The sequence below is a fragment of the Pseudacidobacterium ailaaui genome (assembly GCF_000688455.1).
Lineage (GTDB): Bacteria > Acidobacteriota > Terriglobia > Terriglobales > Acidobacteriaceae > Pseudacidobacterium > Pseudacidobacterium ailaaui.
The window spans coordinates 822,006-848,468 of sequence record NZ_JIAL01000001.1; the positions used below are offsets into that span (position 1 = coordinate 822,006).

Annotated in this window: 22 protein-coding genes; 12 read left to right on the forward strand and 10 right to left on the reverse strand. The window is 59.0% G+C overall.

Annotated elements, in window-relative coordinates:
* Positions 1-45: 45 nt before the first annotated feature.
* A complete protein-coding gene (gene hemW / locus N655_RS0103745) occupies positions 46-1,209 on the reverse strand; it encodes a radical SAM family heme chaperone HemW (RefSeq protein ID WP_026441911.1) in 1,164 nt (387 codons plus the stop codon).
* Positions 1,210-1,304: 95 nt separating this feature from the next.
* Between hemW and N655_RS0103750 the strand changes: the two genes are divergently transcribed.
* The 4 genes from N655_RS0103750 (at position 1,305) to N655_RS0103770 (ending at position 7,149) form a co-directional block, all read left to right on the forward strand.
* Positions 1,305-1,802 carry a monooxygenase family protein gene (locus N655_RS0103750; protein WP_026441912.1) on the forward strand — a complete coding sequence of 166 codons (498 nt, stop codon included), beginning with the start codon at positions 1,305-1,307 and terminating at the stop codon, positions 1,800-1,802.
* Positions 1,803-1,852: 50 nt separating this feature from the next.
* Entirely contained in the window at positions 1,853-3,808 is a 1,956-nt protein-coding gene (locus tag N655_RS17155; protein WP_044935161.1) for an ABC transporter ATP-binding protein, read from the forward strand.
* Positions 3,809-3,991: 183 nt separating this feature from the next.
* Positions 3,992-5,140, forward strand: a complete 1,149-nt coding sequence (gene lpxB / locus N655_RS0103765) for a lipid-A-disaccharide synthase (protein ID WP_026441913.1) — start codon at positions 3,992-3,994, stop codon at positions 5,138-5,140.
* Complete coding sequence (locus N655_RS0103770; protein ID WP_155987501.1) at positions 5,137-7,149, forward strand: M1 family aminopeptidase; 2,013 nt, start codon at positions 5,137-5,139, stop codon at positions 7,147-7,149. Before lpxB ends, N655_RS0103770 begins: the two co-directional genes overlap by 4 nt.
* A 34-nt stretch (positions 7,150-7,183) precedes the next feature.
* Here the strand turns inward: N655_RS0103770 and N655_RS0103775 are convergent, their stop codons facing one another.
* From N655_RS0103775 to N655_RS0103800, 6 genes are all read right to left on the reverse strand, one after another.
* Positions 7,184-9,583 (reverse strand): alpha-L-rhamnosidase-related protein, encoded by a 2,400-nt coding sequence (locus tag N655_RS0103775; RefSeq protein WP_049961236.1) that lies wholly within the window; start codon positions 9,581-9,583, stop codon positions 7,184-7,186.
* A 59-nt stretch (positions 9,584-9,642) separates the two neighbouring features.
* Positions 9,643-10,200: a carboxymuconolactone decarboxylase family protein gene (locus tag N655_RS0103780; RefSeq protein ID WP_026441916.1), complete on the reverse strand. Its 558-nt coding sequence runs from the start codon at positions 10,198-10,200 to the stop codon at positions 9,643-9,645.
* An 11-nt stretch (positions 10,201-10,211) separates the two neighbouring features.
* Complete coding sequence (locus N655_RS0103785) at positions 10,212-10,799, reverse strand: carboxymuconolactone decarboxylase family protein (RefSeq protein ID WP_026441917.1); 588 nt, start codon at positions 10,797-10,799, stop codon at positions 10,212-10,214.
* A gap of 14 nt (positions 10,800-10,813) precedes the next feature.
* The gene (locus tag N655_RS0103790) at positions 10,814-12,136 is read right to left on the reverse strand and encodes an APC family permease (protein WP_081823556.1); all 1,323 of its coding nucleotides are present in this window, start codon (positions 12,134-12,136) and stop codon (positions 10,814-10,816) included.
* A 61-nt stretch (positions 12,137-12,197) separates the two neighbouring features.
* The gene (locus N655_RS0103795; RefSeq protein ID WP_026441919.1) at positions 12,198-13,436 is read right to left on the reverse strand and encodes an ABC transporter permease; all 1,239 of its coding nucleotides are present in this window, start codon (positions 13,434-13,436) and stop codon (positions 12,198-12,200) included.
* Between the two features lie 8 nt (positions 13,437-13,444).
* Complete coding sequence (locus tag N655_RS0103800; protein ID WP_044933926.1) at positions 13,445-14,704, reverse strand: ABC transporter permease; 1,260 nt, start codon at positions 14,702-14,704, stop codon at positions 13,445-13,447.
* Positions 14,705-15,059: 355 nt separating this feature from the next.
* On the opposite strand from N655_RS0103800, the gene N655_RS20655 reads away from it, so the two are divergent.
* The 5 genes from N655_RS20655 (at position 15,060) to N655_RS17165 (ending at position 19,021) form a co-directional block, all read left to right on the forward strand.
* Complete coding sequence (locus N655_RS20655; RefSeq protein WP_026441921.1) at positions 15,060-15,269, forward strand: hypothetical protein; 210 nt, start codon at positions 15,060-15,062, stop codon at positions 15,267-15,269.
* A gap of 196 nt (positions 15,270-15,465) precedes the next feature.
* Positions 15,466-16,494, forward strand: a complete 1,029-nt coding sequence (locus N655_RS0103810) for an Asd/ArgC dimerization domain-containing protein (protein WP_026441922.1) — start codon at positions 15,466-15,468, stop codon at positions 16,492-16,494.
* A 51-nt stretch (positions 16,495-16,545) separates the two neighbouring features.
* Positions 16,546-17,625, forward strand: coding sequence for a LacI family DNA-binding transcriptional regulator (locus tag N655_RS17160; RefSeq protein WP_044935167.1), 1,080 nt, complete (start codon positions 16,546-16,548; stop codon positions 17,623-17,625).
* A 68-nt stretch (positions 17,626-17,693) separates the two neighbouring features.
* Positions 17,694-18,203, forward strand: a complete 510-nt coding sequence (locus N655_RS0103820) for a hypothetical protein (RefSeq protein WP_026441923.1) — start codon at positions 17,694-17,696, stop codon at positions 18,201-18,203.
* 77 nt (positions 18,204-18,280) lie between these two features.
* Positions 18,281-19,021, forward strand: a complete 741-nt coding sequence (locus tag N655_RS17165) for a copper homeostasis protein CutC (protein ID WP_044933928.1) — start codon at positions 18,281-18,283, stop codon at positions 19,019-19,021.
* A 47-nt stretch (positions 19,022-19,068) separates the two neighbouring features.
* Here N655_RS17165 and fahA read toward each other — a convergent pair whose 3' ends face one another.
* Genes fahA through hmgA form a run of 3 tightly spaced genes read right to left on the reverse strand, consistent with a single transcriptional unit; the run spans position 19,069 to position 22,537 of the window.
* Positions 19,069-20,364, reverse strand: a complete 1,296-nt coding sequence (fahA, locus tag N655_RS0103830; RefSeq protein WP_044933930.1) for a fumarylacetoacetase — start codon at positions 20,362-20,364, stop codon at positions 19,069-19,071.
* Positions 20,364-21,236 carry a hypothetical protein gene (locus N655_RS0103835; RefSeq protein ID WP_026441925.1) on the reverse strand — a complete coding sequence of 291 codons (873 nt, stop codon included), beginning with the start codon at positions 21,234-21,236 and terminating at the stop codon, positions 20,364-20,366. The genes fahA and N655_RS0103835 overlap by 1 nt, the downstream gene beginning before the upstream one ends.
* The gene (hmgA, locus tag N655_RS0103840) at positions 21,233-22,537 is read right to left on the reverse strand and encodes a homogentisate 1,2-dioxygenase (RefSeq protein WP_026441926.1); all 1,305 of its coding nucleotides are present in this window, start codon (positions 22,535-22,537) and stop codon (positions 21,233-21,235) included. The genes N655_RS0103835 and hmgA overlap by 4 nt, the downstream gene beginning before the upstream one ends.
* Positions 22,538-22,640: 103 nt before the next feature.
* Between hmgA and glpK the strand changes: the two genes are divergently transcribed.
* The 3 genes from glpK to N655_RS0103855 are packed head-to-tail and all read left to right on the forward strand — an operon-like array spanning position 22,641 to position 26,442.
* On the forward strand, positions 22,641-24,140 hold the full coding sequence (glpK, locus tag N655_RS0103845) for a glycerol kinase GlpK (RefSeq protein ID WP_026441927.1): 1,500 nt from the start codon (positions 22,641-22,643) through the stop codon (positions 24,138-24,140).
* Positions 24,137-25,717 carry a glycerol-3-phosphate dehydrogenase/oxidase gene (locus N655_RS0103850; RefSeq protein ID WP_044933932.1) on the forward strand — a complete coding sequence of 527 codons (1,581 nt, stop codon included), beginning with the start codon at positions 24,137-24,139 and terminating at the stop codon, positions 25,715-25,717. Before glpK ends, N655_RS0103850 begins: the two co-directional genes overlap by 4 nt.
* Positions 25,714-26,442, forward strand: a complete 729-nt coding sequence (locus N655_RS0103855) for an MIP/aquaporin family protein (protein WP_026441929.1) — start codon at positions 25,714-25,716, stop codon at positions 26,440-26,442. The genes N655_RS0103850 and N655_RS0103855 overlap by 4 nt, the downstream gene beginning before the upstream one ends.
* Positions 26,443-26,463 lie beyond the last annotated feature (21 nt).

Sequence of the window (26,463 nt, forward strand, 5' to 3'; positions counted from 1 at the left end):
AAACACACAGAAGTGGCTGCCCATCTTGTCCTCAAAGACCGGCAGCTATGCTGGCGCCGAAACCAGAAAGCGTGCGAAGACATCGTTGGAAAGCAGCCGCCCTCTCTGGGTCAGCCGCACGCACTCGCCTGATTTTTCCAGCAGACCTTCCTCGACCAGATCCTCGATGATGCAGAGACAGTCGGAAAGAGCTTCGGCACCGAACTCTGCTTTGAGCTTTCTTAAATCAACGCCCGCATTCAAGCGCAGGCCAAGAAACCACGCCTCTTCGAGCTCTTCCTGCCGTGTCAGCCGTTGGCGCTGCTCCCATCCGGGGGCCTTGAGATACTCTTCCAGGCCCTCATGGGCAGCAAAGCGGAGACACCCGCCATCTTCCGTCCGCAACATCGAATGTGCATCGACACCCAGACCCAAATATGGCTTTCGCAGCCAATATTTCTTGTTGTGCTCGGATTCGGCCCCGCAACGGGCAAAGTTGGAAATCTCGTATTGCTCCAGTCCTCGTCTCGCCAGCGTCTCAATGGCGGTCAGATACATGCCTGCAATTGCGTCGTCTGATGGAACCTCTGGAGCAGAATAACGTGCTCCGCCGTTCAACACTTCCCTTCCCAGGCGCGAATCGTCATCCACCTCAAGCATGTAAATGCTCGTGTGGTCTGCGCCTGTTTCCGCCAGCACATCCAGCGATTCCTGCCAAGAAGCCTGTGTCTGGTAGGGAAGCCCGGCAATCAGGTCCACATTCACACGCGACACGCCCTTTTGTCGCACGCGGCAAATGTCTTCCCATGCAATGGCCCGGGTATGCAGCCGACCAGCAGCTCTGGCCTCCTGGTCCATAAAGGACTGCACCCCAAAGCTGATGCGATTCACACCGCACTCCAGCATGGCGTCTAGTGTTTCCTCCGCCAACTGGCCCGGCGCGCACTCCACTGTGATCTCCGCATGACCCAAAACATTCCATTGCCGTCTGATCGCGCGGAACAGTTCCCTGAAATACTGCGGAGAAAGGAGGCTCGGCGTTCCGCCGCCCCAATAGATCGAGTCCACACTCTCTGCGGAAACAAACTGCTTTGCCGACAGCATGTCCTCACACAATCTCTGGACATAGCGCCCCATGAAGCTGGCCGGATAGACACCGGAGGCAAAATTGCAATAAGTGCACTTTGAGCGGCAAAAGGGGACGGAAAGATACAGGCCAATGGGGTCCATACGACCGTCTTTATTGTCTCATCCACGAACAAAAAAATGCAGCAGCACAAGGCGCCCATACATCACTATCTGGATAAGGACACGAAGGAGATGGCATGAAAGTTGAGCGGCGCACGGTCGACCTCTCACAGTATCCGGACCTGGTTGTCATCTATCTGGGAATGCGGGTCAACCGTCTAACCGGCATTAAGACCCTTTTCGGCTTCGGCCCGAAGATCTCTCAATCGGTGGCCGCCAGACCGGATGGATTGCTGCTGCATGAAAATTTCATCTTTTCGCTCTTTCCTCCCCATATCGGGATGCGTCAGTACTGGCGGAACATGGACTCGCTGCTGCAATGGTCCCGCTCTGAACCGCATCGCACCTGGTGGAAGAGCTTTCTCCGCAACTCTGGTGGCACGGGCTTTTGGCATGAAACCTATCTGATGAAGGGCGGCATGGAAGCCATCTATGACGATATCCGCGATCCCATAGGCTTTCTGCGTTTTGCTCCCATCACAGCCGCTCGGGGCGCAATGTTTGGAGCAGCCAACCGTGCCGCCCGAGAATATCCGGACGAGCCGGTAATCAGCGAAACCGAGCTGTATGGATGAGCAGGCGGCTGCACCAGGACCAGTCTTTATACAATAAAAAAAGCGCACCTATGGCCGAGCAGGAAAAGCCGAAACAATCTCAAATGCAGGAAGACGATGTCGTCGGCAAAGCCTATGACAGCCGGCTGATGCGGCGGCTCATCCGCTATCTTTATCCCTACAAATGGGCGGCTCTCACTTCGCTGGCCGCCGTGCTGATCAAGGCCGCCCTCGATGTGCTGGGACCGTATCTGACCAAGGTGGCCGTAGACCGCTATATGACGGCGCAGCCTCCGCCGAAGCAGTCCTGGCTGGCGCTCCATCTCAGCCCCCATGCCGTCACGGGAATCACACAACTGGCCACGCTCTATCTTGGCGCGCTAGTCATCAGCTACTTTCTTGAATTCGTGCAGACCTACCTGATGCAGTGGACGGGCCAGAAGGTCATGTTTGACATGCGCAGCCAGATCTTCCGGCACCTCCAGTACATGCATGTCGGCTTCTTTGACCGCAATCCTGTAGGGCGTCTGGTGACCCGTCTGACCAGCGACGTGGATGCCTTGAATGAAATGTTCACCTCCGGCGTCTTCGCCATCTTCGAGGACATCTTTGTGCTGGCCGGGATCGTCATCGTGATGCTGCGCATGAGCTGGTGGCTGGCCCTTCTGGCCTTCGCCGTGCTGCCGTTGATTCTGATTGTGACCCGCATCTTCCGCAAGCATGTGCGCGATTCCTACCGGCGCATCCGTACCGCCATTGCGAAAATCAACTCCTATACCCAGGAACACATCAGCGGAATGACCGTGGTCCAGCTCTTTAATCGGCAGAAACGGTCCTTCGAGCAATTTGAGAAGGTCAACCGCCAGCACATGGACGCTTTCAAAGACGCCATCCTGGCCTATGCGCTCTATTATCCGGCGGTCGAACTGCTCAGCACCATTGCCATCGCCATCGTCATCTGGCGCGGCGGCTATGGGGTGTTGCACGCTACAGTCTCCCTCGGCGTGCTGGTCGCCTTCATGCAGTACGCGCAGCGCTTTTTCCGTCCTATCCAGGACCTGAGCGAAAAGTACAACATTCTGCAGGCAGCGATGGCGGCCAGCGAGCGTATTTTTCGTCTGCTGGACACCCAGCCGGAAATCGTCCCTCCCGCTCATCCAAGAGAAGGCAATGGCTCTGGAAGCATCGAATTCCGCAATGTCTGGTTTACTTACCAGAAGCTGACAGACGAGCAGAAATCACGCATTGCAGGCGCCAGCAGCACCGAGCTTGCTGCGATGGAAGAGATCGAATGGGTCCTGCGCGGCGTCTCTTTTGTGATTGAGCCGGACCAGACGGCGGCCATCGTCGGCCATACCGGAGCGGGCAAGACGACCATCATCAGCCTGATGATGCGTTTTTATGACATCCAGCACGGCAGCATTCTGATTGATGGCCTCGATGTGCGCGAACACGACCTGAAGCGGCTACGCCAGCGCTTTGGCGTTGTGCTGCAGGACCCTTTCCTGTTTACCGGAACGATTGCGGAAAACATTCGTCTCGGCTCCCACTGGATCACTGACCAACGGCTGGAGGAGGCCGCCGATGAGGTCAATGTCCGCGACTTTATTCATTCACTGCCAGGTGGCTTTGCCGAACCTCTGCACGAACGAGGCAACGGTCTTTCCACTGGACAGAAACAGCTCATTAACTTTGCCCGCGCCCTTGCCCATGATCCCCGCATCCTGATTCTCGACGAAGCCACTTCCAGCGTAGATACCGATACGGAGATGCGCGTCCGCCTCGCCCTTGAACGCATGGTAGAAGGCCGCACCTCGGTCATTATCGCGCACCGTCTTTCCACCGTGCAGCGCGCCGATGTGATTCTCGTGATGCACAAAGGCAGTTTGCGCGAGATGGGCACACATCAGGAACTGTTGTCCCAACGCGGACTCTACTGGAAACTTTACCAGCTTCAGTACAAAGACCAGGAGCTGCCCGAGCCCGTGCCTGCGCTGCCTTCCGGCCTTGCCGTGGGAACAGATTAGCTAAGGTATATTGAATGTATGAATGTGGTGGACGATGTTCGCAAGGGGCTGCAGGACTCCCTCGCACCGGAACTGCGCGCAATTTTCGTCCGTCCGGATGCAGCAGAATCGTGTCCGGGGCACCGCTAACCTACCAGGGGCATTTTTCTTGCGGACAATCCGGCAAATCGAACCCTCTGCCCCATGAACAACGGTCCTAAAATCTTTGTCTCCACCGGAGAGGCCAGTGGCGAGAACTACGCCGCGCAGTTGATTCCCGCCATTCGCCGTCTCGCTCCTCAGGCCACTTTCTTTGGCCTGGGCGGCCAGCGCATGGAGGCGCTCGGCTTTCGCCGGATTGTCCGCGCCGAAGATGTCGCTGTGATGGGCATTACCGAGATCATCCGGCACATTCCCCGCATCTATTCTGAATACCGAAGGCTCCGGGCCAGCATTGCCGCCGAGCGGCCGGACGCCGCCATCCTGATTGATTTTCCCGATGTCAATCTTTCGCTGGCACGGACGCTTCATCGGCTCCGGGTCCCGGTGATCTACTTTGTCAGCCCTCAGCTCTGGGCCTGGAAGAAATACCGCATCCGAAAGGTACAACGCTATGTAGACCAGATGCTGGTCATCTTCCCGTTCGAGGAAGGCTTCTACAGACAGCACGGCGTGGAGGCGCGGTTTGTAGGTCATCCATTGGCCGAGGTCCCCCTGCCTTCCATCCCACGAAACAGCTTTGCTGCCCAACAGGGACTCGACCCGTCCAAACACTGGATAGGACTGCTCCCGGGCAGTCGTTTCAAGGAGATCCGTCTCAACCTCCCGGAGATGCTCAAGGCCGCGCGACAGCTCGATGGCACCTATGAATTTCTGCTGCCGCTTGCTCCCACCCTCACTGCGGAGCAGATTGCGCACGTGCGCTCCATGCTTCCGAAAAAGTCCCCTCGCATCACCGTGGTGGACGATGCCCGGGCCGTCCTGTACCATTCGCGCGCCAGCATGGTGGCCAGCGGAACAGCCACGGTCGAGGCGGCCCTGATTGGCAATCCGTTCATTGTGGTCTACCGCGTCTCCGGATTGACGTATGCTGTTGCCAAGCGGGTCGTGAAGGTCCCGCACGTGGCCATGGTCAATCTGATTGCCGGACGCGAAGTGGTCCCCGAGCTCATCCAGGACAACTTTTCTGCTACGAATGCCGTCTCCCATCTGCGGCCTTTGCTTGAAGATGAGAAGGCACGGGACCGGATGAAACAGGAGCTTGCCTGTGTGGCGGCTGCGCTGCACACAGAAAAAAGCCCGATTGAGCAAGTGGCGCGCATCACAATAGAGTTGGCGAGTTCAGCACGATGAAGATACCGATATCGGATTACTGCCGCGACCTTCGTTTTCTCTCCTTTCGCGTCTCCGGGCTGCGCGGCGCGAAACTATGGAAACGGTCCATCCTGCCCCTGCTCTTTTTTCTCGCCGCTCCGCTCGTCGCCCAGCAAAAACCGCTTGTGGAGATCTCCGGGTACACCATTGATGCGCAGCTTTCTCCAGCGGACCACAAGCTGTCGGCCACGGCCAGCGTCACCTTTACAGTGCTCGACAACTCTGACAACGCCATCTTTGAGCTTCATGGCGCATTAAAGGTCGAAAAAGTCACTGACACCACAGGCAAGGCCCTGACCGGCGAACGCGGCCCAAACGCAACCGTCATCGTCACCCCGGCTTCGCCCCTCGTCAAAGGGCAGCAGTATACCTGGGTCTTTACTTATGACGGCGCGCTCCAGGATGAAACAGGAAGCCCGGTCGAGGGGCTGAAACTGGCCTATGTAGGCGACCCCATCAGCTACCTGCTCTATCCCGGACGCTGGTTTCCCATGTCTGGCTTCCTCACTGACCGCTTTACCGCTGACATTCACGTGAAGGTCCCAGCCGGATACCGCGTCATCGGCAGCGGCGCAACCACTTCTACCAGCGGCGAGTACGACTTTCATTGGGCCAAATCCGGATTCCCCGGCACCATCATTGCCGGCAAGTTTGCCCCACCAGTGGCGGCCGCGCCAAACATCCATATCTATACAACTGAGGCGCACAAACAGTTCGCGCAGGATTACGGTCAGGCCGCGCTCCGCGAATTTGCCTACTTCACCAGCACCTTCGGCGTGCCTGATTCCACGCAACTGAATGTCGTTGAGCTTCCAGACGATACCGTCCATGTATGGTGGGCGCCAGAGATTGCCGCCGTTGCCGGCTCCTACATCGGCAGCAACATCAATAGCTATCGCCTGCTGGCGAACACGATTGCGCATCAGTGGTGGGGGTGCCAGGTCAGCCCGGCCACGCTCAACGATGAGTGGCTGGAAAACGGCATGTCTCGCTACGCCGAACTGATGTATCTCGAAGACCAGGCCGGACGCAACGCCATGAACACCGCCATTCAGGACGTCTCCGCCAGCGCGCTGGCCTATGACACCATCCCGCTCACCAGCGCCGGACGCCTTGCGCCCTTCTCGCCGCAGTTCCAGGCCATGACCCTGGACAAGGGAGCCATGGTCTTCCACATGCTTCGCTGGGAAGTTGGCCAGGACAGCTTCCTGAAAATTCTGCGTGCGGTGCTCACGCAGTACAAAGACCAGTCTGTGAAGACCAGCGACTTTGAGAAGCTGGCCGAGGCCCAGTCCCAGCAGCAGCTCACCCCGTTCTTCGCACAGTGGCTCGACGGTACCGGAGCTCCACAATTCACCAACAAATATGCGGTCTACCGTCTGGGCAACAACAAAGGCTTCCGCACGATCGGAGAGATCCAGCAGGACCTCGACCTCTTCAATATGCCCGTCGAGCTACGCATTGAAACTGATGGCAAAACGGAGGAGCGTCGTGTGGACGTGGTCGGTTCAGACTCGCAATTTGTCGTGGACACCTTCGGCCGTCCGCGCCATATCACAATTGATCCTGACAACTGGATCCTCAAAAACTCCACCGACATGCAGGTGCGGGTCCATATTCTGAAAGGCCAGAACCTGGTTGCAGCCGGAGACCTTACCGGGGCGCTGGCCGAATACCAGCAGGCCCTCAAGGTCAACCCGAACAGCTCGCTGGCCAGCTACCGCATCGGCGAAGTCCTCTTTACCATGCGCAACTATCAGGCTTCGATCAATGCTTACCGCGACGCCCTGCGTGGCGATGACGATCCAAAGTGGACCGAGGTCTGGAGCCACATCCAGATTGGCAAAATCTTTGATGTGACCGGACAGCGCGACCGCGCCATCCCTGAATACCGTCAGGCATTGCAGACCAATGACAACACCGGCGGCGCGCTGAATGAGGCGAGAAGGTATCTGCAGACGCCATACAAGCGCCCGGACAATGAGTAAAGCATCCTAGCGGTCCTTCGAACCGAACCACGGTCTAGGGCAACTGCAACACCTGCGCTCCCCCATGTAACGGATACCTGGTGCCCTTCCACACCAGGTCACCGGTCATCCCGGCAGGCAATGCCACATGTGCCGACCACTGCCTGCCGTTTAGCTCATACTCCACGTGAATTTCCCCGCCTTCATGGGGCATGGCCGCGTCCAGATGCGTCAGCCTGCCCAGATGCGGCTCCATCCGCACGGTCTTGAATCCCGGGGAAGCCGGATGGATGCCCGCCACTACCGTCAGCAAATCATAGTTGGGACTTGCGCTCCAGGCGTGACAATCCGAGCGCGTCGGCTCCGGCTGTTCGGCCCAGGTGCTCAGCCCCAATTGCAGCATCTGGCGCCACGGTGCCAGCTCCTCCAGATAGCGGTCTGCCAGGTCGGCCGCTTCAAGGGCACGCGCCAGATAAAAGCGGAAGTAATAGCTCATCGCGGACATCGGAGGTACGGTGCTTCCTTCTATCTGCACCCCTTGTCCTTCCCGGGATGCCAGCACGCGCTCCAGAACCTTCTTCTGCAGCGCGCGCGGAGCTACGTTCTGCCATACAGCCAGAACATTCGCTTGCTGGCTGTAGCTGTTCTTCGCCGGAGTATCTGCATACACCCCGTAGCGCGCGTCCCAGCAGAGCCGGTTGAGTGCATCCGTGGACTTCTCGATCATCGCCTGATAAGCGGCGGCCCGCTCCTGGCTGCCGAAATGCCTCTCCATCTCCGCTGCATCATGCAGGGCCTCGATAAACTGTAGGGTGAGAAAGGCGGACCCGCCATCGGCCTCCTGCGGTGGAACACCATCCGGGTACCCACTCGTCCAGTCAGCAAACTCCCACCAGCGGACCCTGCCCATCAGACCGTCAGGACGCAGATGCGATGCATACCAGTCCATGACGCCGCGTGTGTGCGGTAGCACCTCGCGCACCAACGCCTCGTCATCCACATACATCCAGTAGTCGTGCAGCATGTCCACCCAGAGCAGCGAAAACGTAGGAATAAACTGCGGCAGCCGCGAGGGGTATCGGCTCTGTGTCAGCCCTTCGGGCACCAAAGAAGCCTCTATGTTCGTGATGGCCTGCCGTGCCAACCGGCTGTCCCCAGTCATGGCATAGGAAATCAGCGCCTGGATGCGTGTATCGCCTACGTATTGCAACTGCTCCCAGTATGGAGCATCCATGTACGTCTCATGCGCGCACAGTCGTGCAGTACGCCATCCCGTCTCCCAGAGTTTCTTCAGGTCCGGAATGTCTGCCTCGATGCTCGCCTTTTCCTCAAAGGGATAAGCATTGAACCATCCGCGAAGATTGTCCAGCCGCAGCGGCTCATCTTTCGTCGTCACCTCGATTTGCAGATACCGCCAGGTCCGCCACCAGAGAGGTTGATACGAGCGGTGCTCTCCGCCATCGCTCATGAAGGTATCATCCATGCCTTCGATATGCCGGCCGGCAATCTCATTGCGATTGCCTTTCTGCCCGTGCTCATCATAGAGCGCCTCAGCATAGGTCAGGCGCACCTCAGCGTCGCGTCCTCCGCTCATCGTCAGCTCAGGATAGGCCGTTTCCAGCACCCCGTTGTCCAGCAGGAGAACCACATGCGTATGCGCAGGTACCTTCAGTGGCTGCGCGGGAAATTCCGGCACCGCATCCAGCCCATCCACGCGCACTGGTTTTCCGGCATCCACCAGCCGGTGTTCCATTGGCGGCAGCGGGTCCTGGACCAGCTCCCAGTTATTGTCCGCATCCTGGGCCTCGCGCGTGGCGGCGCGGCCAATCACGATAGCATGATGCCACTGGTCTGCATCCGGCACCTGCTCAGCATCCCAGCTCCATATCGTCAGCCGTCCATCGACGCGCTCCGGCGGACCCGCGGCGTAATATCCCTTCACGTGATTCGTTGCAGCCAGGCCGCGGCCTGTGTCCTGCCTCACCAACCAGGAGCCGTCTGTGTTTGCGATCTCCTCGGCTGCTGTGTCTCCCTGCAGCAGAAAGCCAGTGCGGTTGCTCATCTGCGCCACCGGAGCGCGCGTGCCAAAGTTCCACACCGTCGCCGCAATGACGTTCTTTCCGGAATGGAGCAAAGGGGCCAGATCCAGCGTCTCAAACCTCCAGTGGAACAGATCGCCCCGCGCCGGGCCTTCCCCCGCGTATTGTCCATTCACGTGCAGCAGGAAGCGGTTGTCCGCGCTCACATGCACCCAGAAGTGTTCCGGCTTTGCCGGCAGTGTGATCTCTCTTCGGAAGCGATAGACCCCCTCGTCCCTCTGCGGAGCATCCGGACAGGCAATCCAGGCCGCATGCCATTTCGCGGCTACCAGGGCCGGATTCAACGGCTTCTCTTCCTGCGCAAGTAAGGAATAGGAGAAAAAATACAGCAGGGCAAACACGAGCGGGCGCATCATGTGGCCCAGAGTATCAGATAGGCATCGAGGGGGAGAATGTATTGCCTCCCCCGCCTCGACTAAGCGACTTCGGCGCGCTCGATCGAAGGCTTGCGATAGCCTTCCGTGGCCAGATGTTTTCCCATCGCGGCATACAGGCCCTCCTCGCGCGGCTGCCAGGTGCCCAGTCCATCTACATAGCGGTTGTACATGCAGAAGGCAGCGGCAATCAGCACGGTGTCGTGGATCTCCAGGTCTGTCGCACCTTCTCGCCGCGCTGCTTCCACATCTTCGGCCGTGACATGCTTTCCGCCCTTCTGCACTTTGCTGGCGATCACCAGCAGCGCCTTCAGCTTCTCTGAGATCGCAGCATGGCGGAAGTCCGCCTTCACCCGCTTCACCAGCTCTTCATCGCCCAGATGGGCCGCCGCTGCTGCGCCATGACTCGTCTGGCAGAAGTAACAGTCATTTAAGTAGGAGACATACGTCGCAATCAGCTCGCGCTCTCCCCCGGTCAGCGTGTTTGGCTCATGCAGCAGCACATGGGCCAGCTCACGCATTGGCCTTGCTGTCTCCGGGCGGAAGGCAAAGCCGGCGCTGATTCCAGGAAGTCCGTCAGGCAATGCAATATGAGGCATGTTGGTTCTCCTTAATCTTGAAAAGAGGATGGGGTCGCAGCTTCTATCGGCAGATACTCCTTGCTCACCGTCACATATCCGTCTCGGGCGATCCGTTTTCCGCGTTCGCGATACATGGCTTCATCGCGCGGCTGCCAGGTGCCCAGTCCGTCTACATAGCGGTTGTACATGCAGAAGGCAGCGGCAATCAGCACGGTGTCGTGGATCTCCAGGTCTGTCGCACCTTCTCGCCGCGCTGCTTCCACATCTTCGGCCGTGACATGCTTTCCGCCCTTCTGCACTTTGCTGGCAATCACCAGCAGCGCCTTCAGCTTCTCTGAGATCGCAGCATGGCGGAAGTCCGCCTTCACCCGCTTCACCAGCTCTTCATCGTCATGCAGGCTTGCTGCGGCAATTGCTCCGTGGATGGTCTGGCAGTAATAGCAGTCATTCAAGTAGGAAACATACGTTGCAATCAGCTCGCGTTCTCCGGCCGTCAGCGTGTGTGGCTGATGCAGGAGGACTTCCACCAGATCATTCAGAGGTTTCGCTGTTTCCGGACGGAACGCCATGGCTCCGCGGATCCCTGGCAGATCTTCCGGCAGATGAATATAGGGCATGGTTACGACTCCTTTCAGGAAAGACTAGGTTCTGCGGCCTCCGCCGACGCTAGATTCGCAGGCGTAAACCATCGCCGCAGCAGGCCGCCACTTAGCACCACGGCCACACCTACCAACGCAGGCAATGGATTGTGTAGTAATACCAGCAGCGCAATGACTCCGCTACCAGTAAGAAAAACTACCGGCGCCGCGGGATACCACCAGCGATCTACCGGCCTCTTTAGCCGGAAAAGCGAGGCCGCTGACAACGCTAAAAAGCACACAGCGGAAAAAATGACGTATGCCAGGATCCGGTCAAAGGCCCCAAAGCAGAGCGCCAGCATCGCCATGGCCGTCTGGAGCAGGACCGCGTTGGCGGGTGTGCCAAAACGCGGATGGATCCTTCCAAACACAGGAAAGAAAGCGCCGTCTCTCGCCATGGCAAAGTAGACCCGCGGCGCCGCCATCGTCATGGCCATCAGGCCACCGGCGACGGAAAGCAGCACACAGCCGGAAAGCACTTTACCGCCGGCTGGTCCAAAAAGCACGGACCCGAACTGCGCCACAAACGCTGTGTTGGACACAATGCGCTCCATCGGAACAACGCACAGAAACGCAAAGCTCACCGCAAGGTAAACGCTCGTCACCACCAGGACTCCGCCGACAAACGCCACCGGCAGCGTGCGCCTCGGCTCCCGCACCTCGCCTGCCAGCTTGCCTGCCTCCCACCAGCCGCCGAAGCTAAAGAAAGCATTCACGGTCGCTCCGGCAATGGCGGCAAACCATGCCTCCGATCCAGGACGCCGCGACGCCAGAGGCAGCAGGTTCCCCATAGATGCGTGGCCTGAGACAAAGGCCCATCCCACCAGAGCAAACAGCACAGCAATCTTCAGCAGGTTGGCGGTGGCCATTACTCGGCTGCTCAGCCGCGTCCCGATATAGTTGAGGAGGCCAAGGCAGAGAAGAAACAGGGCGGGAAGAAAACGGGCCGCATGCGAAGAAAGGCCCTCTAGCGATTGCACATACGGCACCGCTCCCACCGCGAGCGCCGCGGCCACACCGGGGTCCATCACCGCGGCCGACATCCAGCCATACAGGAAAGCCACCCGGCCGCCATAGCCCTCTCGCAGATACACATATTCTCCGCCTGCATGGGGAAAGCGCACCGCAAGTTCTGCATAGCACAGGGCACCGCACAGCGCGACCACCGCCATCCCGCACCACACGGCAGCCAACAGCAGCGGCGAGCCCAGGGACTTCGCCATCGTGGCCGGGGTCAGAAAAATCCCCAGTGCGATGGATTCTCCAGTGACCACGGCCATCGTCGCGGCCACACCCATTTGTCTGCGGGGCTCCATGCCGGAACCATCCTACCTGCCCCGTTGGGGAGAAACATCCATCAAAAGGTTGAATTACTGGTCATTCGTAGCGGAGCGCCTCTATCGGATTCAGGTTCGCCGCCCGCATGGCCGGGACCATGCCGCTTATCAGTCCGACGACAATCAGGATCCCTGTCGCCACCAGAACAATCGTGGGGGAAATCAGCAGGTAGATGTCTGCGGCCTCCGCATGGCTGGCCAGTGCGCTGTAAAAGGTGATGCGCCCCACGGCGATGGAAACCGCATAAGCCAGCGCAATGCCAATGGCCCCTCCGGTTGCGGTAATCACCAGGGCTTCGGCCAGAAACTGGACCAGAATATGCCGCTTCTGCGCACCCAGCGCCTTTTCTACACCGATTTCCCGCGTACGCTGCTGCACCGCAACCAGCATGATGTTCATTAGCCCGATTCCGGCAATGCCCAGCGTGAGCGCACCAATAAACAAGAGCAGCGCCTGCAATGCGATGGTGATGATCCGAAACTGGTGCAGTTGTTCCATCAGGTTGGCGACAAAGATGGCGTTGCGGTCCGAAGGCCGGAAGTTATGCGCCGCAGCCAGCGTTTTGCGGATGGCCTGCTCCACCGCCATGTGGTCGCCTGTGTAATTCATCCATATCCCATCCAGATACTTCATGTCCTTGATGTCTCCCATGGTGCTGAAAGGGACATAAATCTGGCGGTTCACATCGTCATCGCCCTCCTGCATTTTGGGCTTGAGCACGCCAATTACGGTAAAGCTGATGCCGTTGATCCGGATCCTCTGGCCAATCGCATATTGCCCGGAAAAGAGCTTGCTCTTGGCCTCGGAAGCAATCACCGCCACATGCTCCCTTTGCTGGTCATCCAGGTCCGTGAAAAAGCGTCCAGAGTCGATGTCCAGCCGCATGATTTCCTGGATCTCCGGGCGATATCCGTTGACCCACCACGTATAGCTATGCAGATCATTCGCAACAGAAACCTGCTTGGAAAGCATGGGAGAGATATGCTGCAGGTTCGGAACCGTGTTCCATAGACGGTCGACATCGTCCTGCGTAAAACGCACCTGCACTCCGGCCTTGGTGCCTCCGGCCTGTTCGCTGGTCGTTCCAGGAAAAACGCCAATCAGTTGGGTTCCCCATTGCTCAAAAATGGCCTCGATGGCGCGGCTGAAGCCGGCGCCATAAGCCAGCAACAACACCACCGTTGCAATGCCCCAGGCCATGCCTGCTATCGTGATGGCGGTCCGGCGGCGGTTATACAGCATGGCATCCCAGGCCTGTCCCCAAAGATCGCGCAACATCGTATCTCCTATTCCCGGCGCAGGGCCTCTACCGGATCCAGGTCCGCAGCCTTCCCTGCCGGATATACTCCAGCGGCCATTCCGCTCATACTCAGGGCGCCCAGCGCCAGCACCACCGACCAGGGAGCCATATGCGGAGGATCAAAGCCCTGCATATTGTTTCCCATCGCCGCCTGAAGCGCAGACATCAGCCCTGCCGCCCCCGCAATCCCGGCCAGTCCACTCACCCCGGTCAGCAGCAGGCCCTCCAGAAAGAACTGCGTCATGATGTTCCGTCGCGTCGCCCCCAGGGCCTTCCGCAGGCCAATCTCGCTCGTGCGCTCGCTTACGGAAACCAGCATAATGTTGATGATCCCCACCGCACCCAGCGCCAGGGTCACAATCCCTACCCCACCCAGAAAAACATCCATTGCTGTCCAGATCTTGCCGACCATCTCCTCCGTCTTGATGGTGTCCCACTCATTGAAGGCGTCCTCCACATCAGGATCAAAGTTGTGCCTGCGGGCGATGATCTCATGCACCTGCCGCTTGGCTTCTGCATTCTCCCCGCGCACTCTCGGCTGGTATTGGATCGAAGTGACCGAATCGGCCGGAATGTTCTCACCCTTCACTGGAAACATCTCCAACATGGTGCTCAGCGGGATATAGATTTTCTGATTTTCATTGTCATTGTTCCCACGTCCGGTCTTATCGGCGACCCCGATTACCTGAAAGTCTGCCCCATTCAGCAGTACCGTCTCACCCAGCGCAGGACGTCCAGGAAAGAGCAGCTTTGCGCTCTTTTCCCCCAGGACCACCACGCGGTTTCTGCCGCTCATGTCCGCCGCGCTGAGAAACCGCCCCTGTCGCAAAGGGAGAAAGCGGACGCTGCTATAGTTCGGCTCGGCCCCGATCACCTGTCCGCCCGCGCTTTCATACTGGCTCTGCTGCTTGATGTCGTTGCGGCTGATGAAGGCCGTCGCGTCACGGACCTCCGGCGCCTCGTTGCGAATGGCTTCCGCGTCCGCCAGTGTCAGGTTGTAAGGCCGCATTCCCGTATGCTGGTTCGGTACTGCCGGAATCGTACCTCCCCACATCATGATCAGGTCATTCCCCAGCGTGGCCAGGGAACGCCTTTGACCAGACCGGAAACCCTCGCCCACGCCAATCAGCAAGAGCATGGACCCCACACCCCAGGCAATGCCAAACATGGTCAGAAATGAGCGCAGCTTGTTTGCCCAGATGGCCCGGAAGACCTGCCCGAAAGTATCGCCAACACCTTGCAGCATCTTCCTGAAGTACGGATTTTCCGCGTTCATGGTTCCCGGATGGAGGAAGGCACGAGAGATATCGGCCGACCCAGAGGGAAAAGGACAGCAAGCCGGGAACGGCAATACCGGTGGGTCCTGGCTAAGTCCAAAACGTGTTCTTCAACCGCACTTCATTTCACTATTGTTGCAAGCTATTATCTTTCAAACTATCTTCAACGGCCTCTTCACATGCCATTTACATTTGTCAATAAGTGATGACCATGTTTAAACTAAGCCTGTTCGCTGTATCTGTGGATTTTGGCCAGGAAGCTACCCATACTTTTCTTGCCCATAAGATAGTCCTCACCTAGACCGCAGCCGATTGGAGGAAAGAGTGGAGGTAAAAAAGATTCTAGCGGCGCTGGATACTGAAATCGAGCGCCTGAAGGAGGCCCGCACTTTGCTTGCGGGAAATAGTTCCGGCCACACTCCGGGCCGTGCACGCGGCACAAAGATGAGCGCTGCGGCCCGTAACAGAATTTCTGCCGCCATGAAAAAACGCTGGGCAGAACGCCGGAAGCAGACAAAACAAAAATCATCCTGAACTTTGCTGCTTGGTTCCGTTACTGTCTGTCCGGCTTCTGCGCCGGACAGAGGCGTGCCTTCCCAGCCGGTATGTCCCAACAGCACACTTCTCAGTACCCGTTTCCCTGCCCTCCGGCCTTGACATTGAAACCACAGAGATCAGCGCCTAAGATAGACAAATACCATCATGCCTTCTCTGAGGCGCGGATTAAGGAATGCCGGAAAACTATAAGATTGCGATCGTGGGCGCTGCCTCTCTGCGTGGAAAAGAACTGAACGAGACCCTGAACGACTCTGTCTTCAGCAGCGCCGAATTTCTGCTGATGGATGACGAGTCGGCCCTTGGCCAGCTTGAGACCGTTGGCGATGAAGTCACCTTCATCCAGCGCATCGAGCCTGACGCCTTCCGTGGCGTGGACTTCGTCTTCTTCGCCTCTGATGAAGAGATCACGCGCAAGCACTGGCAGAGTGCGCAGAAGGCAGGCGCCAGCATCATCGACATGAGTTACGCCCTTGAAAGCACACCGGGCGTCCTGCTGCGCGCGCCCTGGGTACAGGATTGGAATGCCGCGCCGGACCTGAAAACCACGACTGTTTCTCCCGCGCATCCGGCCGCTTTCGTTCTCGCCCTGCTGCTTAAGCGTGCGCAGACGGTGGCATCTGTGGTCTCCGCCGCCGCCACAGTGATGGAGCCGGCCTCTGAATATGGCCGCTCCGCCCTCGATGAGCTGCATCAGCAGACCGTGGGCCTGCTCAGCTTCCAGTCGCTTCCCAAACAGATGTACGATGCCCAGGTGGCCTTCAACGTCGTCCCCAGCCTTGGTGAAGCGGCCAGAGTCAGTCTCATGGCCAGCGAGGCGCGCATCCGCCGCCACTACGCCCATCTCGCCGAAGCGATGCTTCCTGATGCCATGATCCAGCTGCTGCATGTTCCTGTCTTTCATGGATACGGCATCTCTCTGGCCATTTCCTTCGACGAGCCGGTCACGCTCGACCACCTCGAAACCGCCCTCGGGGGTGAACATGTTGAGGTGGTGCTCAGCGACTCCGATGCACCCAGCAATCTCAGCTCCGCTGGACAGAGCGACGTCCTGGTCCGCGTGCGCACTGCTGACGGGACCGAACTCGCAACCAAGCACTTCTGGGTCTGGATGGTGGCCGACAATCTCAAGCTCGCCGCCTTAAACGCGCTGGCCTGCGCCCAGGAACTGCGCTTCCTCCGTCCCCAGGGAAAAGTCCAGTAGGTGGGCTTTTCCCGGTTGAACATTTTCTCTGCAGACGTTACAAAGGCTGGTATGCCGAAAACGAAGTCTCATGCCAGAAAGGAAAAAAGTCCCTTCCTCCCTGGCCGGCCGATCAGCCTCAGGGTACTGGGCGATTACCTTGATCTGTCGCCTGCGACGATCTCTCTGGTCCTCAACAACGCGCCCGGTGTGCGCTCCATCCCTCAGGAAACACGCGACCGCGTCCTGGCGGCGGCAAAGAAGTTCGATTACCGCCCCAGCTTCTATGCACGCTCTCTGCGCCGTAAACAGACCTTTTCCGTCGGCGTCCTGGTCCCAGAACTCAGCGATGGTTACTCCGTCCTGATCATGGATGGCATCGAGCAGGTCCTCATCGAAGAGGGCTACTTCTATTTCACTGCCAGTCATCGCCGCAAGGCCGACCTCATCGAAGAATACCCGCGCCTGCTCATGGACCGCGCCGTCGAAGGCTTTGTTGCCATTGATACTGCCCTTCAACATCCTCTCCCGCTGCCTGTGGTTGCTGTGGCCAACCACAAGAAGATCGAGGGCGTCACCAGCATCGTGCTCGACCATCGCCGGGCGGCCGAGCTGGCCCTGCATCATCTCTACCAGTTGGGACACCGTCAGATCGCCTTCATGCGCGGGCAGCCCTTCAGCTCCGACTCCGAGGACCGCTGGAAGAGCCTGACCTCGGTGGCCAGAAAGCTCGGCCTTGAGGTCCATCCCGAGCTGACCGTCCAGTTGGAGGTCAATGTCTCCTCACCTGAGCTGGGCTATCCCGTCGTGCAGAAGCTGCTGGCGCAGAAGCGCCCGTTTACCGCATTGGTGTCTTTCAATGACATTGCAGCCATCGGCGCCATCCGCGCCCTGCGCGACTATGGCCTGCGCGTTCCGGAAGACGTCTCAATTGTGGGATTTGACGATATCCAGGGTGCGGCCTATCACAACCCGAGTCTCACCACGATCCGCCAGCCGCTTCATGCCATGGGCACCACCGCTGCACGCATCCTGCTGCAGCGCATCCGCGGAGAAAAGGAGGTCCCCGGCCAGATTGCCATTGTTCCTGAACTGATCATCCGCGAATCCACCTGCCCCCCCAATCCCAGGCGCACCAGTCGCAGGACATAGCGAGACCGTCCGGCCCTGCAGGATTCCGCTATACTGCGGCTTGCGGTCCATCGAGAAAGGAAACTGTCATGAAATCCCGTCTTTGCCGGTCTGCGTTTCTGCTCGCGCTGCTTGCCAGCTTTGCCCTGTCTTCCTTCGCCCAATCCGCCCCGGTGCTTCTCCACGCTGCGGAGGCGGGCAAAATCCTTCCCGATGCGGTCTTCTTCCGCGGCCAATCGGCCCAGGTCCAGGCGCGCAACTCTGCGGGCATCAAATTTCCCAATGGCATGTATGTGCTCACCGCCCTGGTGGACAACTCCGGCTACTCCACCGGGATCCAGCAGAAATACCAGGCATATTTCATCACGGAAGTCCCTCTCAGCTTCAGCGGCCACACTCTTCGCCCCGGCGCGTATGGCGTGGGCATCGTAAACGGCAGCTTTCTCGTCATGGACATCGCTGCAAATGATCTCTTTTCCGTGCCCGCCACACATGATGCTTCCATCAAACGCCCCACGCCCCTGCAATTGGATCCCGACGGAAACCACTACCGTCTTTACTTTGGCCGCAACTACGTTGTCTTTTCCAGCACCCATTAAGGTAGCAGTAGCAGGCCCTGTCCGCAGGCTTGAAGTGTGGCCTGTCTGCGTTCCATAAAAGTCTGATACAAAAAAACATGGTCGTTGAAATCTGTCTTGAGTCTGTTGACTCCGTCCTTGCTGCCGAACGCGGAGGCGCGGCGCGCGTCGAACTCTGCGCCAATCTGCTGGAGGGCGGCACAACCCCCAGTGCTGGGACCATCCGCGCCGCACGCGAGTGCTCCCGCATCGCCATCCATGTGATGGTCCGCCCCCGGGGCGGCGACTTCCTCTACACAGAAACTGAATTTGCCGCCATGCAGCATGATGTCCGCATGGCGAAAGAGCTGGGAGCCGATGGCATTGTGCTGGGCCTTCTTCGGCCCGACGGTACTGTGGACGTTGAGCGCACACGCCATCTGGTCGAGCTCGCATCCCCTCTGCCTGTCACCTTCCATCGGGCGATTGATGTTTCGCGCGACCTGCTCGAAGCGCTGGAAGCCGTCATCTCTACGGGGGCCGCACGTGTGCTCACCTCGGGCGGCCAGCCCTCGGTTGTCGATGGAGCGCCGATGGTGGCCAGGATGGTCGAGGCCGCCCGTGACCGCATCATCGTCATGCCTGGATGCGGCATCACGCCGGAAAACATTGTGTCTGTGCTGCAGACCATCGGCGCCCGGGAGGTCCATATCGCACTCGATGAACCCGTCCCCAGCCCCATGCACTTCCGTAAGGCGGAGATCCCGATGGGCGGAATCGAAGGCCGCGAATACCTCCGCTTCATGACCCCGGAAAGTGCGGTGCGCAGGACCGTCGAGGCGGTGAAGGCCCTGACCTAGGTCCACTTCATGCCGAGGAACCGCTCTTGTGGGCCTTGCGAAAGATTTCAGACGGGTCCTTCGGCTGGAAGCACGACTCCACGGCATTCGCCAAAGCCAATGCGCGGATGCCCCTCTCGCTCACAATATCCGCGCAAGATGACCTCATCCCCATCTTCGAGAAATCTGCGCTCCTCCCCGGTCGGAAGCAGCAAAGGGTCCGCGCCGCGGCGCGTCATTTCCAGCAGACATCCGACTGAATCTCTCGTTGGGCCGGAGACCGTACCAGTCCCCAGCAGGTCACCCGGACGCAGGTTACAGCCGTTGCTGGCATGGTGCGTCAGCATCTGGGCCAGCGTCCAGTAAAGGTCGCGCAAATGGCCCTGGCTGATTCTCACCGGGGCCATCCTTTCGCGCCGCATCAGGTTGGTCGAGAGCCAGACCTCCACCGTCAGGTCCACCCCGCCTCTTGCCTGGTCCTCGGCCCCAAGCAGATAAGGAAGCGGATCGGGGTCTCCCGCGTCTCGCTGAAATGCGGAAATGCGGAATGGCTCCAGCGCATCAAGAGTGACCACCCACGGCGAGATGGATGTGGCAAAGTTCTTGGCCAGAAATGGCCCCAGAGGCTGGTATTCCCAGGACTGGATGTCTCTTGCCGACCAGTCATTCAGCAGACAGAGTCCGAAGATGTGCTCCTCTGCTTCTGAAATCGGGATGCATTGCCCCCGTGCATTGCCGCGCCCCGTAAAAAAGCCCACTTCCATCTCATAATCGAGCAGGCGAGAAGGACCGTAGACCGGTCCTGCGGGATCGGTCGTCTTTCTCTGGCCGCAGGGCCGGTAGACCACCGCCCCACTCACCACTACGGACGAGGCCCGACCATGATAGGCAATCGGAACGTATTTGTAGTTCGGTAGAAGGGGCTGGTCCGGACGGAAGAGCCGTCCGACATTCGTCGCATGATAAATAGAGGCATAAAAATCCGTGTAGTCGCCAATGGCAGCAGGAAGGTGCATCGTCACCCGCGCCATCGGGAGCAGCAGTGCCTCCACCTGACTTCTTATCTTTGACGGAGCCTCCTCGTCCAGCAGTGCCTGCACGCGCTGACGCAACGCAGTGACCGCACCACGTCCGAGCTCCATCAGCGGATTGAGCACAGGCGCACAACATGCCCGTTGCAATGACCCTTCCAGGCTGTCCAGAAGCCCCTGACGGACGCAGCCGCCCAAATCAAGGACCTGGTCGCCAATGGCTATGCCAATCCGCGGGCCCTCCTCTCCAGACGAGAAGACACCGAAGGGAAGGTTCTGCAAGGGAAAGTCTGTCTGGCCGTCATTGGCTGACGCTACCCAGCTCTTCTGCATCACAACCACCCCAGCGCTTTCAAATCATCCACCGGCTCGGTAAATGAGCAGGACCCGAAGCTGATGGCAAACCTCTGGCGTACTTCGCGGATCTGATCTGTGGAAAACCTCTTCCCATGCCAGGTGAGTGCTGCCGGGCTCCAGGCAAAGGCCGATGGGCTCTCTTCCAGCAGCACCGCACGGACCTCTTCCAGCCCCGCCCCGAAATATGCAACCACGGCGGCGACAAATAGATTGATGAAGCCATGCATCCATGCAGAAGCGCTCTCGGGTTCATAGGTCAGCTTCTGTACCGAACGCAATGGATGATGCAGCCCAGCCGTCGCCTTGAAGGCCACTCTTGCTTCTGCACAGGAGACGAGAAACCGCGCAACCTCATCAGCCTCCGGAAAGGCATCCGGTGTCAGCCCTCCGGTCCTCAGTTTGGCCCGAAGACCAAGGCGCTGCACTACGGGAAGCACCTGCCTGCACTCCCTGGACGAAAACTCGACATACAGGGCAGAAGCTCGCCGCGTACTCATTACCCTCTGCTCCAGGTCCGCCGCATCCTCTGTCCTGCACTCGACAGACTGGATCCAGACGGCCCCCTCTTGAAAGCCTTCCATCCATTGCGCGTCCTGCTCCGGACTGCCGCTGCTCAGCACGCTCAGCAGCCACGGGGGCCCCTGCTCATCGCAGCAGTCCTGCTGAAATGCAGCGGCAAACTCTTTGAGCCGCTGCGCAGGAACAATGAAACGGCCCAGCATCCATGCTTGTTCACCGGAACGATAGCGGGCAAAGTTGCTGACGGCGGTCCGCATATCGAGCCCGGCGGGAGGAAACAGTCCCGCATAATCCACCAGCCCGTCCAGCAGGGCCTCAATCGCGGTCATCCTTTGTTTCCCCTGAAATGCTTCTTCAGTCCCTGCCAGCATTCGTAATACTCATGCTGAAGGACCTTCGTCTCCAGGGCAAACTTTGTTGGACGGACCGCCAGCTGGGTCTCAAACATAAAGGCCAGGGTATTGCCCAGATATTGCGGCTTCAGCTCTGCCGAGCTGGCCTTCTCAAAGGTCTCCGCATCCGGACCATGGCCAGCCATGCAGTTGTGCAGGCTGGCCCCACCCGGTACAAACCCTTCAGCCTTGGCATCGTATTGGCCGAAAATCAGCCCCATAAACTCATTCATCATGTTCCGGTGGAACCACGGCGGGCGGAAGGTGTGCTCGGCCACCATCCATCGCGGCGGGAAGATTGCAAAGTCCACATTTGCCGTACCTGGAACCGTGCTCGGTGATGTCAGGACGGTATAGATGGATGGGTCCGGGTGATCAAAGGAAACCGTATTGATGCAGTTGAAGTTCTTCAGATCATATTTGTAAGGAGCATAGTTGCCATGCCACCCCACAACATCCAGAGGCGAGTGGTCGATCTCAGCCACCCAAAGCCTCCCTAAAAATTTGCTGACTATCTGGAATGTGCCTTCTCGGTCCTCATAGGCAGCCTGCGGATAGAGAAAGTCCCGGGGATTTGCCAGGCCATTGGCGCCAATCGGCCCCAGCTCCGGCAGACGAAAATGCTGCCCATAGTTCTCGCAGATGTATCCACGCGCCGCACTCCCCTCCAGCACGACCCGAAACTTCACCCCGCGCGGAAGGATGCAGATTTCCCCCGGAGATACGGCCAGAATTCCCAGCTCGGTATGGAAGCGCAACGCTCCTTCCTGCGGGACCACCAGCATCTCGCCGTCGGCGTTGTAGAAAAACCGGTCTTCCATGGAGCGGTTGATCGCATAAATATGAATGGCCACGCCCACCTGCATGGCAGGATCGCCATTGCCGCCCATGGTCATCATTCCATCCACAAAGTCCGACGGTCCTGTTGGAATCGGGACCGGGTCCCAGCGCAACTGATTGGGCGGTGTGGGGACCTCCGTAAACGGACCGCTGCGGATCAGCTTCAGGGGAGCTTCTTCGTATGGCTTGTGCGTCACAGAAGGACGGATGCGATACGTCCACGTGCGACGGTTCACATGGCGCGGCGAGGTAAAGGACGTCCCGCTGAGCTGCTCCGTATACAGTCCAAGAGGGTGCTTCTGGGGAGCATTCTGCCCCAAAGGCAGCGCCCCAGCCATGGCTTCGGTTGCGAACTCGTTGCCAAATCCAGACTGATATTTCCATGTGGAAGCCGACATCGTTCCCTCCAGTGAAAACTCTATAAGCTATCTGCTGCCAGGGTCGTTTGGCAAATGCTTGCACAAAGGCCGCGGACATTGTTTACTCATCCTTGCCGCGCTTATGTCATACATTCTCGCTTTGGACCAGGGAACGACCAGCTCACGCGCCATTCTCTTCTCGCCGAATGGTGAGATTGCCGCACAGGCGCACCAGGAATTCCGGCAGATTTACCCCGAAGGCGGATGGGTCGAGCATGACCCGTTTGACATTCTGACCACACAGCTCAGCTCCGCCATCGAGGCACTGGCCCGCGCCGGAGCGCGTCCGCGCGATGTCGCGGCGCTGGGCATCACCAACCAGCGCGAGACGGTCATCGTCTGGGACCGGGAAACCAGCCGGCCCATCTATAACGCCATTGTCTGGCAGGACCGTCGCACCGCACCACTCTGCCAACGTCTGGCAGCAGATGGCGTAGAGAGCACCATCGTGGAACGGACGGGCCTGCTGCTCGATCCCTATTTTTCCGCAACCAAAATCGCCTGGCTGCTCGAAAATGTCCCCGGCGCACGGGAAAGGGCTGAAGCCGGCAAGCTGGCGTTCGGGACCGTCGACTCCTGGCTAATCTGGAACCTGACCAGCGGCAAAACGCACGTCACCGACTACACCAATGCATCACGCACCATGCTCTTCAACCTCGCGAAGGGCAGGTGGGACGAGGACCTTCTGAAGCTCTTCAACATCCCTGAGCAAATGATGCCCGAGGTCGTCTGGTCCAGCGGAATGATAGGTGAAGTCACAACCACCCTTGGCCTGGGCTCAATTCCCATTGCTGGCATTGCCGGTGACCAGCAGTCGGCACTCTTCGGGCAGCTTTGCCTGCATCCAGGCGATGCAAAAAACACTTATGGTACGGGATGCTTCCTTTTGCAAAACATCGGGGAGAAGTTTGTAACTTCAAAAAACCGCCTCATCACCACTCTGGTCTGCAGCCTGGACCGCAAACTCGAATACGCTTTTGAAGGAAGCATCTTTATCGGCGGAGCCGTCGTCCAGTGGTTGCGCGACAATCTCCGGCTCATCCAGAAATCATCCGAAGTGGAAGCACTGGCCAATACGGTACACGACTCGGACGGCGTCGTGCTGGTGCCGGCATTCGTCGGTCTGGGTGCCCCGCACTGGGATGCGCACGCAAGCGGCCTGCTCATTGGCCTGCGCCGCAGCACGCAGCCAGGACACATTGCCCGGGCGGCGCTGGAAAGCATTGCCTTCCAGGTTGCTGATGTGATGGACGCGATGCTCTCCGGCTCAGGACATTCCTTCTCAGAACTTCGCGTGGACGGTGGGGCAGCAGTCAATGACATGCTGATGCAGTTTCAGGCCGACCTGCTCGGTCTGCCTGTGCTGCGCCCTGCGGTGACAGAAACAACAGCGCTCGGAGCAGCCTATCTGGCCGGACTCGCCGTTGGTTTCTGGAAAGATCCCAGAGAGCTCTGGTCTCTGCGAAAGAACGATGTGCGCTTTGAACCCAGCCGCGACCGGGCAGAAATTACCGCCATGCGTGAACGCTGGCGGCAGGCCGTGGAGCGCAGTAAGCACTGGACAGAGGAAGAAATTGCATGATTCGCGAACAGATGTTGGCGCAGATTGCGCGGCGTACCACTCCCTGGGACATCATTGTGATTGGCGGCGGGGCCACCGGCATGGGCATCGCCGTGGATGCAGCCACCCGCGGCTTTGACGTGCTGCTGCTGGAGGCCAAAGACTTTGGCAAAGGCACCTCCAGTCGCAGCACCAAGCTGGTCCATGGCGGCGTGCGGTATCTGGAGCAGGGCAACGTCTCGCTGGTCATGGAGGCCCTCAAGGAACGCGGCATCCTGCGGCAGAATGCTCCGCATCTGGTCCATGACCTGGCCTTCATTGTTCCCAATTATTCCTGGTGGGAAGCACCGTTTTACGGCATCGGACTGAAGCTGTATGACATGCTTGCCGGCAAGTATGGCTTCGGCAAGTCCCGACTTCTCTCCTCAGAAGAAACGCTGGACCGGTTGCCAACCTTGCAGAAAGAAGGTCTGCGCGGCGGCGTCATCTATTACGACGGGCAATTCGATGACTCCCGCCTTTTGATTCACCTCGCCGCGACCGCCGCCGACCACGGCGCCGTGCTCGCAAATTACATGCCGGTCATTGGAATCACCAGGGACGATGAAGGCTATGTGAACGGCGTGATGGCAAAGGACGAGGAAAGTGGACAGCAATACAGGCTTCCGGCCCGCGTCGTCATCAATGCTACAGGGATCTTTACGGACCACGTCCGCCAGATGGCTGACCCGCAGGTGCCTGCCATGGTCGAACCAAGCCAGGGGATTCACCTGGTCTTTGAGCGCTCCTTCCTCGCCGGAGACACGGCCATCATGGTCCCCCGCACGCGCGATGGGCGCGTCATGTTTGCCATCCCGTGGCACCAGCACACGCTGGTCGGCACCACCGACACACCCATCGAAGGACCATCCTATGAACCGCTTCCTCTCGAAGAGGAAATTGCCTTCATTCTGGATACGGCGGCGCAATACCTCAGCCGTCCGCCGCAGCGCCGCGATGTGCTCAGTGTCTTTGTGGGCATCCGCCCTCTGGTAAAAGCCACAGGCGCGGCGGGCAAGACCTCCTCACTCTCCCGGGACCACACCATCCACGTAGACAATTCCGGCCTGCTCACCATCACCGGAGGAAAATGGACCACTTACCGCCACATGGCAGAAGACTGCGTAGACCATGCCATCACGCTGGGCCGTCTGCGTGAGGAACCCTGCGCCACCCGAAACCTGAAAATCCACGGCTATAGAAAAGAAGTGGATGACCAGGACAGCCTGTGGGTCTATGGCTCCGATGCGGACGCCATCCGCCAGATTGCCGCGCGAGACCCTCATCTGGGCGAACCTCTGCATCCCGCCCTTCCTTACATCGGAGCCGAAGTGGTCTGGGCCGTGCAGCAGGAGATGGCGCGGACCGTGGAAGATGTTCTCGCGCGGCGTACCCGGGCACTCTTCCTCAATGCAAAGGCCGCACATGCAATGGCCCTCCCGGTCGCACGCATCATGGCCCAGCACCTGCACAAAGACGAAAGTTGGATCACACGACAGGTGGCCGAGGTTCAGTCCCTGGCACAGCAATACTCTCTGAACGGGGAAAGCGAAAAATGAGGTCTCCATTTTTTGGTGAATTTATGGGCACACTGGTGCTCATCCTGCTGGGCAATGGCGTCGTTGCCGGGGTCTTGCTAAAACGTTCCAAGGCCGAAAACAGCGGATGGATGGTCATTACCACTGGCTGGGCCTTTGCGGTACTCTGCGGAATCTTCGTTGCTGTGCTGTGTGGCAGCACGGACGCGCATCTGAATCCGGCCATCACGCTGGCCATGGCAGTGCAGACGGGCCACTTCAGCAAATGCCTGCCCTACATGGCCGCACAACTGCTGGGCGCCTTCACCGGAGCTACACTCGTCTGGCTCCATTACCTGCCGCACTGGGAACTGACCGCAGATGCTGAGGCCAAGCGCGCCACCTTCTGCACGATTCCCGCCATACGGAACTTTGCCGCCAATCTCCTTTCGGAGATCATCGGCACGGCGGTCCTTGTGCTTGTCGTGGGTGCTGTCAGTTCCAGGCTTGTACTCTCCACCGGGGCTGCGGCCGGACTGTCGCCCTATCTCGTCGCCTGCATTGTCTGGTCTATCGGATTGTCTCTGGGCGGGACCACTGGATACGCCATCAATCCTGCCCGCGACCTTGGCCCTCGTCTTGCCCATTTTCTGCTTCCCCTGGCCGGGAAGGGCCCAAGCGACTGGAGCTACGCGCCGGTCCCTGTTCTGGGGCCCTGCATTGGCGGCCTGCTGGCAGGATGGCTCCTGCGGGTCCTTGGCGCTTGACACGAAAAAAGCGGGCCTGAA

Coding starts and splice junctions, on each gene's coding strand:
- hemW (WP_026441911.1), bottom strand. CDS start 1,209: ATGGACCCCATTGGCCTGTATCTTTCCGTCCCCTTTTGCCGCTCAAAG.
- N655_RS0103750 (WP_026441912.1), top strand. CDS start 1,305: ATGAAAGTTGAGCGGCGCACGGTCGACCTCTCACAGTATCCGGACCTG.
- N655_RS17155 (WP_044935161.1), top strand. CDS start 1,853: ATGGCCGAGCAGGAAAAGCCGAAACAATCTCAAATGCAGGAAGACGAT.
- lpxB (WP_026441913.1), top strand. CDS start 3,992: ATGAACAACGGTCCTAAAATCTTTGTCTCCACCGGAGAGGCCAGTGGC.
- N655_RS0103770 (WP_155987501.1), top strand. CDS start 5,137: ATGAAGATACCGATATCGGATTACTGCCGCGACCTTCGTTTTCTCTCC.
- N655_RS0103775 (WP_049961236.1), bottom strand. CDS start 9,583: ATGATGCGCCCGCTCGTGTTTGCCCTGCTGTATTTTTTCTCCTATTCC.
- N655_RS0103780 (WP_026441916.1), bottom strand. CDS start 10,200: ATGCCTCATATTGCATTGCCTGACGGACTTCCTGGAATCAGCGCCGGC.
- N655_RS0103785 (WP_026441917.1), bottom strand. CDS start 10,799: ATGCCCTATATTCATCTGCCGGAAGATCTGCCAGGGATCCGCGGAGCC.
- N655_RS0103790 (WP_081823556.1), bottom strand. CDS start 12,136: ATGGAGCCCCGCAGACAAATGGGTGTGGCCGCGACGATGGCCGTGGTC.
- N655_RS0103795 (WP_026441919.1), bottom strand. CDS start 13,436: ATGTTGCGCGATCTTTGGGGACAGGCCTGGGATGCCATGCTGTATAAC.
- N655_RS0103800 (WP_044933926.1), bottom strand. CDS start 14,704: ATGCTGCAAGGTGTTGGCGATACTTTCGGGCAGGTCTTCCGGGCCATC.
- N655_RS0103810 (WP_026441922.1), top strand. CDS start 15,466: ATGCCGGAAAACTATAAGATTGCGATCGTGGGCGCTGCCTCTCTGCGT.
- N655_RS17160 (WP_044935167.1), top strand. CDS start 16,546: ATGCCGAAAACGAAGTCTCATGCCAGAAAGGAAAAAAGTCCCTTCCTC.
- N655_RS0103820 (WP_026441923.1), top strand. CDS start 17,694: ATGAAATCCCGTCTTTGCCGGTCTGCGTTTCTGCTCGCGCTGCTTGCC.
- N655_RS17165 (WP_044933928.1), top strand. CDS start 18,281: ATGGTCGTTGAAATCTGTCTTGAGTCTGTTGACTCCGTCCTTGCTGCC.
- fahA (WP_044933930.1), bottom strand. CDS start 20,364: ATGCAGAAGAGCTGGGTAGCGTCAGCCAATGACGGCCAGACAGACTTT.
- N655_RS0103835 (WP_026441925.1), bottom strand. CDS start 21,236: ATGACCGCGATTGAGGCCCTGCTGGACGGGCTGGTGGATTATGCGGGA.
- hmgA (WP_026441926.1), bottom strand. CDS start 22,537: ATGTCGGCTTCCACATGGAAATATCAGTCTGGATTTGGCAACGAGTTC.
- glpK (WP_026441927.1), top strand. CDS start 22,641: ATGTCATACATTCTCGCTTTGGACCAGGGAACGACCAGCTCACGCGCC.
- N655_RS0103850 (WP_044933932.1), top strand. CDS start 24,137: ATGATTCGCGAACAGATGTTGGCGCAGATTGCGCGGCGTACCACTCCC.
- N655_RS0103855 (WP_026441929.1), top strand. CDS start 25,714: ATGAGGTCTCCATTTTTTGGTGAATTTATGGGCACACTGGTGCTCATC.